Annotated in this window: 11 protein-coding genes; 7 read left to right on the forward strand and 4 right to left on the reverse strand. The window is 64.2% G+C overall.

The features are described from left to right. The first annotated feature begins 81 nt into the window (after nucleotides 1-81). Nucleotides 82-531: a cytochrome c gene (locus Q0687_RS10025; RefSeq protein ID WP_298875381.1), complete on the forward strand. Its 450-nt coding sequence runs from the start codon at nucleotides 82-84 to the stop codon at nucleotides 529-531. A 289-nt stretch (nucleotides 532-820) separates the two neighbouring features. After that, entirely contained in the window at nucleotides 821-2,104 is a 1,284-nt protein-coding gene (locus Q0687_RS10030; protein ID WP_298875384.1) for a cystathionine gamma-synthase family protein, read from the forward strand. Here Q0687_RS10030 and Q0687_RS10035 read toward each other — a convergent pair. Both Q0687_RS10035 and Q0687_RS10040 read right to left on the reverse strand, forming a co-directional pair. Continuing rightward, nucleotides 2,101-2,415 (reverse strand): hypothetical protein, encoded by a 315-nt coding sequence (locus tag Q0687_RS10035; RefSeq protein WP_298875387.1) that lies wholly within the window; start codon nucleotides 2,413-2,415, stop codon nucleotides 2,101-2,103. The two genes, Q0687_RS10030 and Q0687_RS10035, sit on opposite strands and share 4 nt — an antisense overlap. A 165-nt stretch (nucleotides 2,416-2,580) precedes the next feature. Next, nucleotides 2,581-3,000, reverse strand: coding sequence for a CHRD domain-containing protein (locus tag Q0687_RS10040; RefSeq protein ID WP_298875390.1), 420 nt, complete (start codon nucleotides 2,998-3,000; stop codon nucleotides 2,581-2,583). A 153-nt stretch (nucleotides 3,001-3,153) separates the two neighbouring features. On the opposite strand from Q0687_RS10040, the gene Q0687_RS10045 reads away from it, so the two are divergent. Further along, the gene (locus tag Q0687_RS10045) at nucleotides 3,154-4,077 is read left to right on the forward strand and encodes a c-type cytochrome (RefSeq protein ID WP_298875393.1); all 924 of its coding nucleotides are present in this window, start codon (nucleotides 3,154-3,156) and stop codon (nucleotides 4,075-4,077) included. 27 nt (nucleotides 4,078-4,104) lie between these two features. Here Q0687_RS10045 and Q0687_RS10050 read toward each other — a convergent pair whose 3' ends face one another. Together Q0687_RS10050 and Q0687_RS10055 are read right to left on the reverse strand one after the other, a co-directional pair. Further along, nucleotides 4,105-4,350, reverse strand: a complete 246-nt coding sequence (locus tag Q0687_RS10050) for an Lrp/AsnC ligand binding domain-containing protein (RefSeq protein ID WP_194481732.1) — start codon at nucleotides 4,348-4,350, stop codon at nucleotides 4,105-4,107. 100 nt (nucleotides 4,351-4,450) lie between these two features. Then, nucleotides 4,451-6,424: an ATP-binding protein gene (locus Q0687_RS10055; RefSeq protein WP_298875405.1), complete on the reverse strand. Its 1,974-nt coding sequence runs from the start codon at nucleotides 6,422-6,424 to the stop codon at nucleotides 4,451-4,453. A gap of 262 nt (nucleotides 6,425-6,686) precedes the next feature. Here Q0687_RS10055 and thiD point away from each other — a divergent pair, with 262 nt between their 5' ends. The 4 genes from thiD to Q0687_RS10075 all read left to right on the forward strand — a co-directional run bounded on the left by thiD (nucleotide 6,687) and on the right by Q0687_RS10075 (nucleotide 10,620). Continuing rightward, nucleotides 6,687-7,484, forward strand: a complete 798-nt coding sequence (gene thiD, locus Q0687_RS10060) for a bifunctional hydroxymethylpyrimidine kinase/phosphomethylpyrimidine kinase (RefSeq protein ID WP_298875408.1) — start codon at nucleotides 6,687-6,689, stop codon at nucleotides 7,482-7,484. 217 nt (nucleotides 7,485-7,701) lie between these two features. Then, the gene (locus Q0687_RS10065) at nucleotides 7,702-8,514 is read left to right on the forward strand and encodes a UDP-2,3-diacylglucosamine diphosphatase (RefSeq protein WP_298875411.1); all 813 of its coding nucleotides are present in this window, start codon (nucleotides 7,702-7,704) and stop codon (nucleotides 8,512-8,514) included. Beyond that, nucleotides 8,514-9,572, forward strand: a complete 1,059-nt coding sequence (locus tag Q0687_RS10070; protein ID WP_298875414.1) for a glycosyltransferase family 1 protein — start codon at nucleotides 8,514-8,516, stop codon at nucleotides 9,570-9,572. The genes Q0687_RS10065 and Q0687_RS10070 overlap by 1 nt, the downstream gene beginning before the upstream one ends. 64 nt (nucleotides 9,573-9,636) lie before the next feature. Continuing rightward, nucleotides 9,637-10,620: a threonine/serine dehydratase gene (locus tag Q0687_RS10075; protein ID WP_298875416.1), complete on the forward strand. Its 984-nt coding sequence runs from the start codon at nucleotides 9,637-9,639 to the stop codon at nucleotides 10,618-10,620. Nucleotides 10,621-10,721 lie beyond the last annotated feature (101 nt).

Consider the following 10,721-nt stretch of genomic DNA (forward strand, 5'->3'; position numbering starts at 1 on the left):
CGCGGGAATGAACCGCCCGCGGCCGGGTTCTAACCCCTATGGTCTCCCCCAAACCGACTTGCGAGCCGGAGTAACAAGCCTATGAAACGAATTCTTGTTGTCGCGGGCACCCTGCTTCTGGGTGCAGGCGCCGTGATGGCGCAGCAGCAGGTCGCCGTCGAGCAGGACAATCTGATGCGCTCGCAGGCCAAGAGCATGTACGGCGTCATCCTCAAGATGACGAAGGGCGAAATCCCCTACGATCAGAAGGCCGTCGACGCGGCGATCGCCAGCCTCGAGGCCGACGTCGCCAAGATCGCAAAGACCTTCGAGGTCAATCCCAAGCAGGACGTGGTCAACTCGCATTATGGTTCCTCGCCGAAGGTCTGGCAGAACAAGGCTGATTTCGACTCCAAGATCCCGCCGGTGCAAAAGGCGATCGCGGACGTCAAGGGCAAGATCACCGACGTGGCGAGTCTGAAGGCCGCCTACACCGCGATGAACGACCGCTGCAACGATTGCCACGAGACATATCGGCTGAAGCTCAAGTAGGACGGCGCGCTGTTGCCTCAACCATAGCTACGTACTCCGTGTCATCGCCCGGCTTGACCGGGCGATCCAGTACGCCGAGACGGCTGCGATTGAAGCGATGGGCCGCGGCGTACTGGATTCCCCGCTTTCGGGGGGAATGACAGCGGTGGGTGCGGTAAATTCTCCGCCCACGCCCTGACGGATCACCGCCAGAACGACTATGCTTGCTCGCGCCGCCGCGGCGTCGATGCCTCACGCTCTCAAGAGTTCCGGCGAGCGGCGGCAACCTCAGGCAACAGTGAGACAGGCCATGGCAAAACCATTTCCGTCGAAAACCCATATCGGCAACCATATGCTGCATCCGGAAACGCTGATGCTGACCTATGGCTATGATCCGCAGCTGTCGGAAGGTGCCATCAAGCCGCCGGTGTTCCTGACCTCGACCTTCGTGTTCAGGACGGCCGAGGACGGCCAGGATTTTTTCGACTATGTCGCGGACCGGCGCGAGCCGCCGGAGGGCATGGGCGCCGGACTCGTCTATTCGCGCTTCAACCATCCCAACAGCGAGATCGTCGAGGACAGGCTCGCGGTCTATGAGCGCACGGAGAGCTGCGCGCTGTTCTCGTCAGGCATGGCGGCGATCTCGACGACGATCCTGGCGTTCGTCCGCCCGGGTGACGTCATTCTGCACTCGCAGCCGCTTTATGGCGGCACCGAAACGCTGCTGACGAACACGCTGTCGCGTTTCTCGATCGGCGCGGCCGGCTTTGCCGACGGCATTGACGAGGCGGTTGTCAACCAGGCCGCGGAGGAGGCCATGCGTCGGGGGCGGGTTTCGATGATCCTGATCGAGACGCCGGCCAACCCGACCAATGGCCTCGTCGACATCGCGCTGATGCGCCGCGTTGCCGACAGCATTGGCAAGGCCCAGGGCCACACGCCGATCATCGCCTGCGACAACACGCTGCTGGGGCCGGTGTTTCAGCGGCCGATCGAGCATGGCGCAGATATCTCGCTGTACTCGCTGACCAAATATGTCGGCGGCCATTCCGATCTGATCGCTGGCGCGGCGCTCGGCACCAAGGCGATGATGAAGGGCGTCAAGGCGCTGCGCGGCGCCATCGGCACCCAGCTCGATCCGCATTCCTGCTGGATGATCAACCGCTCGCTCGAGACCCTGAGCCTGCGCATGGAAAAGGCCAACAGCAACGCGCGCCTGGTTGCGGATTTCCTGCGCGACCACGCCAAGGTGGCGAAGGTTCATTACCTCGGCCATCACGAGGAGACCTCGCCTTCGGGGCGCGTCTTCGCGCGACAATGCCTAGGGGCGGGATCGACGTTCTCGTTCGATATCGTCGGCGGCCAGGCGGCGGCGGAGAAGTTTCTCAACGGCTTGCAGATCTTCAAGCTCGCGGTCAGCCTCGGCGGAACGGAATCGCTGGCGAGCCTGCCGGCGACCATGACCCATTCCGGCGTTCCCGCCGATATCCGTCGCAGGATCGGCGTGCTCGATTGCACCATCCGCTTGTCGATCGGCATCGAAAATCCGTCAGATTTGATCGCCGATCTCGAGCATGCGCTCAGCGCGGTCTAGGCGGCAGCTTCAAAGCGGATTGGACGCACGACATGCCGACATGATCGCCGCGGCAGCCTCGTTGGACTGGGCGCCCGAGAGCTGGCGCACGAGGCAGACGTGGATGCGTTCAGCAGGGAGTCGCCGTTGACGACGAGCCAGTTGCAGGCCGAACGGATAGTTTGGACAGCCAGAGGCGATCTGGTGTCGCGGATGGCGGACAGCTCGCACTGCGCCTGCCGTTCAAGATCGCTTTGTGCGGCGACAGGCTGAACCAATGAAAGCAGCGCTGCCGCCGCCGCAATTGCCGTCAGAATTGCTGCTTTGCTCATGGATCGCTCCAGGCGCCACGGATGATGGTGCGCCATTCGACAGTCTAGCGCCGATCGAGGCCCGCCCGGAATCGAAAAGGCCGGACGCAGCATGCGCCCGGCCTTTGCCGATAAATTTGCCTTGAAGCCTACTTCATCAAATTTGCTTCGTTTACTTCGTCCGATTTACTTCGTGACCTGGCCGCGGATTTCGCCGCCCGGGTTGGCCGCCGTGTGAATGTTGACGTAGAGCTTGCCGGCGAGGAGATCGGAGGCCTGCGCGTCGGTCAGCGTGGCCGAGCCTTCGGCCGGGCTCTTGGCGATGCCGGGGATCGGGACCGCGACGCCGGCGTTCTTGCCGACCTCGGCGGGGCCGTGGAAATGGGCGGCGGTGGCCGGGCCGGAGAGGCCGGAATAGCTCACCTTCCAGGACAGCTTTTTGGTCGCGGCGTCATAGTCGAGATCGGCGGTGCCGGTGCCGGCGCTGGCATTGGCGGGGACCTCGGACTTTGCGTCCAGTGTCGCCTTGAGTTTCTCCGCGCTGGCCGAGCCTGCGAATGCGACGGCGGCTCCGAGTGCCAGCGTGGCAAAAAGCGCTTTGTTCATGGGTCTCTCCCTGTTGACGCCTGATTGCGGTCAACTTGCAAACAGTGCGGTTCTGACTTTATTCCCGGATTCCGGCCAAACCATCTAAATTATTCGTGGCTGGAGCGGCTGCGGGATGATCCGTAAATTCGCTCGAGCTCAATGGGATCCTCAATGCTGCGACGAACAATTTCCGTGTTTCTGGTTGCCGTTGTCGCAGCCTTTGCCCTCTACTGGTGGCTGACCGCACCGACCGCTTTGGCCTTGCCGGCGCCGACGCGCGCGCCCGATCTTGCCAATGGGCAGGAGCTGTTCAATGCCGGCGGCTGCTCCTCCTGCCATGCCGTGCCCAACCAGCCGGATCGTTTGAAGCTCGGCGGCGGCCTCGCGCTCGGCTCGCCGTTCGGGACGTTCTATGCGCCGAACATCTCGCCTGATCACACCGATGGCATCGGCCGCTGGAGCGAGGCCGATTTCGTCAATGCGGTGATGCGCGGCATCTCGCCCGAGGGCACGCACTACTTCCCGGCGTTTCCCTACACGTCCTATCACCTAGCCAAAGTGGACGACGTCCGCGATCTCTTCGCCTATCTGAAGACGCTGCCGCCAGTATCGGGCCAGGTGCGCGATCACGACCTGCCGTTTCCCTTCAACATCCGCCGCAATGTCGGCATCTGGAAATTGCTGTTCATGAATGTCCGGCCGTTCGTGCCTGATGCGGCGCATTCCGCGCAATGGAATCGCGGCGCCTATCTCGTGAACGGTTTTGGGCATTGCGCCGAATGCCACAGCCCGCGCAATTTGCTCGGCGGCGTCATTGCCTCGCAGCGCTTTGCCGGCGGCCCCAATCCCGAAGGCGAGGGCTGGGTACCGAACATCACGCAGAAGGGCTTAGGTAGCTGGAGCGAGAAGGATATCGCCGACTTTCTCGAGACCGGCGACATGCCCGAGGGCGACAGCGCATCGGGGTCGATGCGGCCGGTGATCAAGAACCTCGCGCAGTTGAAGCCGGAGGATCGTGCCGCGATGGCGGCCTATCTGAAGTCGCTGCCGGTCGACGGCCCGACGCCGCCCAAGCGCAAGCCCGGTGGCGACTGAAAGCCGGTGCTCTCGAATGACGTCCAGCTAGCCGGTGCCGAACGCCTTGAAGGTGATGATGGTGAGCGTGTCCTGGATGCCGGGCAGCACCTGCACCTTTTCGTTGACGAAGTGGCCGATGTCGGTGTCGTTGTCGACATAGAACTTCACTAGCAAATCGTATTGGCCCGCGGTGGAGTAGATCTCGGAGGCGATCTCGGCTTCGGCAAGCGCATTGGCCACCGTATAGGATTGGCCAAGCTTGCATTTGATCTGGACGAAGAAAGGAACCATTGCAGTCAACTCCGAAGACATATCTTGGCGGCTAATAGGCCAAAACCGGCCCGATTTAGCAAGCGGGCTGGCCGACCCCTTTAAATACCAGTTCGCCGCTTTACGACGCCACAGCCACCGCTGCAAAGGCATCCCTGAGCCGCTGGGCGAGCTCAGCCTTGCGATAGGGCTTGGTCAGGACGACGGCCTGCGCCTGGGCGCGGCCCTGCTCGACCAGGGTCTCCAGCGCGTAGCCCGAGGTGAACAGCACCGGCAGGCCGGGACGCATGCGACGGGCCTGCTCGGCGAGCTCCCAGCCGCTCATGCCGCCGGGCATGACGATATCAGTGAACAGCATGTCAATGCCGGGGTCGGCGCGTAGCCGCTGCAGGGCCTCCCTGCCATTGACGGCGGCGACGACGCGATAGCCGAGCGCCTCCACCCGCTGGATCACCGAAAAGCGCACGAACGGATCGTCCTCGGCGATCAGGATGGTCTCATGGCCGCGCGGCGCCGCATCGTCGGTCTCGGGCATGTCGGCCACCGACTGTCCGGCGCCGACGCGCGGCAGATAGATCCGGACCGTCGTCCCGAGACCCTGCTCGCTATAGATCGAGACATGGCCGTCGGATTGCTTGGCGAAGCCGTAGACCATGCTCAGCCCGAGGCCGGAGCCCTTTCCGACCTCCTTGGTGGTGAAGAATGGCTCGAACGCGCGCTCGATCACTTCAGGCGTCATGCCTTCGCCGTCATCGGTGACCGAGATCAGGGCATAGCTGCCGGATGCCACCTCCGGGTGAAGGGCGCGATAGTCCTCGTCGATCGCGGCGATCTCCGTGCTCAGTGTCAGATGCCCGCCTGATGGCATCGCGTCCTGCGCGTTGAGCGCAAGGTTCAGCACGGCGGATTCGAGCTGGGCGCGGTCCGCGAAGGCCTGGATGGTGCCGGGGCCGAACGTCGTCCTGATCTCGATGTTCTCGCGCATGGTGCGCCTGAACAGCTTGAGCATGGACAAGATCAGCTCGCGGCAATCGATCGTGCGCGGCTGCAGCAATTGGCGGCGGCTGAACGCCAGCAGTCGTTGCGTCAGCTCCGCGCCGCGCTCGCCGGACTCGCAGATGTCGTCGGCGAATTGCTGCAGATCAGGCCGCGCCTTGAGCTGCTCGCTGAGAAGCTCGGCGTTGCCGATGATGACGGTGAGGAGATTGTTGAAGTCGTGGGCGATTCCGCCGGAGAGCTGGCCCACCGTCTCCATCTTCTGCGCCTGCTGGAGCTGCTGCTCGGTGAGCTTGCGCAGGGTGAGATCGTGGATGATGCCGACGTGGATCAGTTCGCCGTCCTGCCACGCCTGGCCCACCGACAGGTCCATCGGAAACGTCGAGCCGTCCTTGCGCAGGCCGATGGCTTCTCCGGTTGCGAAACGCCCATGACCTGCGGATGAGGGCCTCTCATTGGACATCAGCATGCCGATGTCGTGGTTCATGATCTCGTCGGCGCGATAACCGAACAGCCGCTCGCAGGCAGGGTTGAACAGGAGAATGCGGGCCTGCGCGTCGAACAGGATGACGCCGTCGACGGCAGTCTCGACGACGGCGGTGAGGCGCGTCACGCTTTCGCGCATCGCGCGCTGGGCGTCCCCGACCTGTTTGAGCAGCAGCGTCGCATCCCGGCTCCTGATTTCTTCGACCTCGAGCGCGGCCTGAACCTTTTGCAGTTCGAACGGGGAGGGGATGGACAGGATCTTCGGCAGCAGGGGCCAGAGTGCACCGGCGGTGAAGATGGAGGCTGCGGCTGTGACCGCCTTGACGATGCCCTCGATGCCGTAGACCGGAACCCAAAGCGTGTAGATCGACAGCAGATGCGTCAGGCCGCAGGCCATGATGAAGACCGCGAACGCCCAGAACACCCAGCCGAACTGGAGGTCGCGCCGCTTGGTGACGAGAATGGTGAGAGCGAACGGGATCGAGAAATAGGCGGCGGCGATGATTGCGTCGGAGGCCACGTGCAGCCAGATCAGCTCGGGCTCCCACAACAGGCAGATGCCGTGCGGTGAAAGCATCGAGGAATCGAGGAGACGTTCAAAAAAGGCCCACATGATCTCTTCCCAAGAGGATTGCTGGGCCGGGGCCGGCCCGCAATTCAGCGTCGCTGGACGAATCCATCAACTAACGTGTCATCAGCATGTACGTGCGCCAAGGCCGGGCCTTGCCGAGGTTATATTTTTCCGGGATATGCACGCTTTCGGGACGACAATGTCCGGCAGCAGCGGCTCGGCCTGATTCGCCGGCTTGCTGGGGCCCCGCCGGCGCGCTAGGACAGGCCATGGCCATGTCCTTTTCGAGCAAGAATATCCGGCGATGACAGCAGTGGCGCTCACCATCGCCGGCTCGGATTCGAGCGGCGGCGCCGGCATTCAGGCCGACCTGAAGACCTTCGCCGCGCTCGGTGTCTACGGCGCGTCCGCGATCACGGCGCTCACGGCGCAGAACACCAAGGGCGTCACCGGCATTCACGCGGTGCCGGCAGCGTTCGTCACCGCGCAGATCGACGCCGTGTTTTCCGATCTCGATGTCGGCGCGGTGAAGATCGGCATGGTGGCGCAGGCTGAGAGCATCGATGCGATCGCGTCTGCGCTCGCACGCTGGAAACCACGCCATGTCGTGCTGGATCCCGTGATGGTCGCAACCTCGGGCGACCGCCTGCTCGCCGCGGAGGCCGTCGCAGCGTTGCGCGCGAGACTGATGCCGCTCGCATCCGTGATCACGCCGAACTTGCCGGAGGCGGCCGCGCTGCTCGACGAAAAGGTGGCGCGCAGCGAGGCCGAGATCGAAAGCCAGGGGCGCCGCCTGCTGTCGCTTGGCTGCCGCGCGGTCCTGATCAAGGGCGGGCACGGCGAGGGCGCGGAGAGCACCGACTATCTTGTCGACGCCGACCACACGATCGCGCTCGCCGCGCCGCGTGTTGCCACCCGCAACACCCATGGCACCGGCTGCTCGCTGTCGTCAGCGGTGGCCGCGGGCCTCGCAACCGGCGCGGATCTCGAGACGGCCGCGCGCAACGCCAAGAGCTGGACCAGCGCGGCGATCGCATCTGCCGACCGTTTCAGCGTCGGTCACGGCCACGGCCCGATCCACCATTTCCACAAGTTTTACTGATTCCAGCGTCCTGCCGGCGCCCTCAGTCGCCGGTATTAACCAATAAGGCCGGGGTTCCGGGGTCTTGCGGGCAATCCTTGCCCTGCCATGTCGCCTGATTGTCGCATGCGACTGATATTCGCGGGGAGGGCGAGGCAAGGTTCGATTCGCATTTGAGGATGCCTCGAGGGTTCAATCGGTCATCCCCCTGTCACGGGACATAGTTACAGGCTGGCGCATGGGAAGTTACGATGTGAGTGACGAGAGCCCGGAGCGGCGCTTTCGCACGTTGTTCATCTCCGACGTTCATCTCGGAGCCCGCGGCTCGCAAGCCGACCTTTTGCTGGACTTCCTGCGCTACCACGATGCCGACACCATCTATCTCGTCGGCGACATCGTCGATGGCTGGGCGCTGAAATCAAGCTGGCACTGGCCGCAATCGCATAATGACCTGGTCCAGAAGCTGCTGCGCAAGGCGCGCAAGGGCGCCAAGGTCATTTACGTGCCCGGCAATCACGACGAGTTCCTGCGCAACTATTACGGCACGCATTTCGGCGGCATCGACGTGGTCGAGAATACGGTCCACACCAGCGCGGACGGCAAGCGTTATCTCGTCATCCACGGCGACATCTTCGACCTCGTGGTGCAGAATGCGCGCTGGCTCGCCCATCTCGGCGACAAGGCCTACGACTTTGCGATCCAGATGAATCGCTTCGTCAATTTCTTCCGCCGCTTGTTCAAGGTACCGTATTGGTCGCTGTCGCAATGGGCCAAGCAGAAGGTGAAGAACGCGGTCAACTATATCGGCGCGTTCGAGCAGGCGCTCTCGGCCGAAGCACGGCGCCATGACGCCGACGGCGTGATCTGTGGCCACATCCACTACGCCGTGATCCGCGACGAGAACGGCATCCGCTACATGAATTGCGGCGACTGGGTCGAAAGCTGCACCGCGCTGGTCGAGCACGACGACGGTCATTTCGAGATCATCACCTGGGCGGATCATCTGCAGAAACCGGCAGAAGTGCCGCAGGTGGCAGCAAGGGCGGCTTGATGCGCATCCTGGTCGCGACCGACGCCTGGCACCCGCAAGTCAACGGTGTGGTTCGGACGCTGACCAAGCTTGCTGACGCCGCGAAATCGCTACGCGTCGAAGGTGTTGGCGTCGAGTTCACGTTCCTGACGCCGCAATCGTTCCGCACCTTCGCGATGCCGAGCTATCGCGACGTGCGGCTGGCGATGCCGCGCCCGGCGCGCATCGCTGAGCTGATCGAGGAAGCGCGGCCCGACAGCATCCATATCGCGACGGAAGGGCCGATCGGCTTGATGGTCCGACGCTATTGCCGGCAGCGCAAGCTGCCGTTCACCAGCAGTTTCCATACCCGCTTTCCCGAATATGTCCGCGCCCGGGTGCCGGTGCCGGGGTCGCTGATCTGGCGAGCGCTGCGCCGATTCCACAGCCCGAGCCGGGCCGTGATGGCGGCGACGCCGGCGCTGGCCCGCGAGCTCGGCGAGCGCGGTTTCGACAATGTCGTGCTGTGGCCGCGCGGCGTCGACACCCATCTTTTCCATCCCCGTGCCGTCGATCTTTGCCTGCCGGCGCCGATCTTCCTCTCGGTCGGCCGCCTCGCCGTGGAGAAGAATCTCGAGGCGTTCCTCGATCTCGATCTGCCCGGCACCAAGGTGATCGTCGGTGACGGCCCGGCGCGCAACGCGCTTGAGGAGGCTTATCCCGACGCGATTTTCTTGGGCGAAAAGCACGGCGAGGAACTGGCCGACATCTATGCGGCGGCTGACGTCTTCGTGTTTCCGAGCAAGACCGACACGTTCGGCCTGGTCCTGCTCGAGGCGCTGGCGAGCGGCCTGCCGGTCGCGGCCTTCCCGGTGAAGGGTCCGCGCGACGTGATCGGCGATGCGCCTGTCGGCGCGCTGGATCACGATTTGCGCAACGCCTGTTTCGCGGCGCTCGACATTTCGAGGCAGGCCTGCGTCGAATTCGCAGCCAACTACACCTGGGAGGCCTCGGCCCGGGCTTTTGTCGACAGCATCCGCGCCGTTGGCGCCGTGCTGCCGGGCCGGGATGGGGCGGAACAGCCGCGTTTCGTGGCCTGACCTCAGCGGTAAAATCCCCGCGCGCGTCTTGCCCGCCGCTCGTCCGGCGCGATAACATCGTCTCATGTCCGAACAGCCCCTTCCGATCGGCCCCGCCGATATCGACGCCGCAGCGCGCGTGCTTGCGCCCTTCGCCGTCCGCACCCCGCTGTTGTCCTTTCCCGTGCTCAACGAGCGCGTTGGCGCAAAAGTGTTCCTGAAGCCGGAGATGCTTCAGCGCACCGGCTCCTTCAAGTTCCGCGGCGCCTTCAACAAGGTGTTCTCGATCCCGCAGCACAAGCGTGCCGGCGGCGTCGTCGCATTCTCCTCCGGCAACCACGCCCAAGGCGTGGCGGCGGCGGCCAAGATCCTGAACATGCAGGCGACCATCGTGATGCCGGCGGACGCGCCGCTGTCGAAGCGTGAGCGCACCAAATCCTATGGTGCCGAGGTCGTGCTGTACGACCGCTACAACGACGACCGCGAGGCGATCTCGCGCGGCATCGCCGAGAAGCGCGGCGCGACATTGGTGCGGCCCTATGATGATCCTTTCGTGATCGCAGGCCAGGGCACCGCCGGCCGCGAGATTGCGGAGGACATGGCAGCGCTCGGCCTTGCACCCGACATCGTGGTGGCGCCGGCTTCCGGCGGCGGCCTGATCGCGGGCGTCGCGACGGCCGTGAAGGCCCGCTATCCGCAAGCGCAGATCGTGGTGGCCGAGCCCGAGGCGTTCGACGATCACGGCATTTCGCTGAGCGCGGGCCATCGCGAGCCGCATCCGCCGGCGGGCCGCACCATCTGCGACGCGCTGATGGCGCTGATCCCCGGCGAGATGACCTTCGCGATCAACAGCAAGCTCTTGGCGCGCGGCGTGACCGCGTCGGACAAGGAAGTCGGCGCGGCCGTGGCGTTTGCCTATCACGAGCTGAAGCTGGTGGTCGAGCCGGGTGGTGCAGTCGGCCTTGCCGCGCTGCTGGCGGGGCGTCTCGATGTTGCGGGTAAGAACGTCGTCATCGTGCTGTCAGGCGGCAACGTCGATGCGGATCTGTTCGCCGAGCTGGTGGCTTGATCGTTATGCAACGTAATCCGCGACTCCCGCGGGAAGCAATCGCAGATGAGATGAACGCTGGGCGTGTCGATGCGCCCACGGCGACATGGCCGGGCTTGTCC

Origin of the sequence: uncultured Bradyrhizobium sp., assembly GCF_936928535.1 — a bacterium.
Classification (GTDB): domain Bacteria; phylum Pseudomonadota; class Alphaproteobacteria; order Rhizobiales; family Xanthobacteraceae; genus Bradyrhizobium.

Excerpts from the sequence above, each read along its gene's own strand:
- Q0687_RS10025 (WP_298875381.1), top strand. The coding sequence starts at position 82 with ATGAAACGAATTCTTGTTGTCGCGGGCACCCTGCTTCTGGGTGCAGGC.
- Q0687_RS10030 (WP_298875384.1), top strand. The coding sequence starts at position 821 with ATGGCAAAACCATTTCCGTCGAAAACCCATATCGGCAACCATATGCTG.
- Q0687_RS10035 (WP_298875387.1), bottom strand. The coding sequence starts at position 2,415 with ATGAGCAAAGCAGCAATTCTGACGGCAATTGCGGCGGCGGCAGCGCTG.
- Q0687_RS10040 (WP_298875390.1), bottom strand. The coding sequence starts at position 3,000 with ATGAACAAAGCGCTTTTTGCCACGCTGGCACTCGGAGCCGCCGTCGCA.
- Q0687_RS10045 (WP_298875393.1), top strand. The coding sequence starts at position 3,154 with ATGCTGCGACGAACAATTTCCGTGTTTCTGGTTGCCGTTGTCGCAGCC.
- Q0687_RS10050 (WP_194481732.1), bottom strand. The coding sequence starts at position 4,350 with ATGGTTCCTTTCTTCGTCCAGATCAAATGCAAGCTTGGCCAATCCTAT.
- Q0687_RS10055 (WP_298875405.1), bottom strand. The coding sequence starts at position 6,424 with ATGTGGGCCTTTTTTGAACGTCTCCTCGATTCCTCGATGCTTTCACCG.
- thiD (WP_298875408.1), top strand. The coding sequence starts at position 6,687 with ATGACAGCAGTGGCGCTCACCATCGCCGGCTCGGATTCGAGCGGCGGC.
- Q0687_RS10065 (WP_298875411.1), top strand. The coding sequence starts at position 7,702 with ATGGGAAGTTACGATGTGAGTGACGAGAGCCCGGAGCGGCGCTTTCGC.
- Q0687_RS10070 (WP_298875414.1), top strand. The coding sequence starts at position 8,514 with ATGCGCATCCTGGTCGCGACCGACGCCTGGCACCCGCAAGTCAACGGT.
- Q0687_RS10075 (WP_298875416.1), top strand. The coding sequence starts at position 9,637 with ATGTCCGAACAGCCCCTTCCGATCGGCCCCGCCGATATCGACGCCGCA.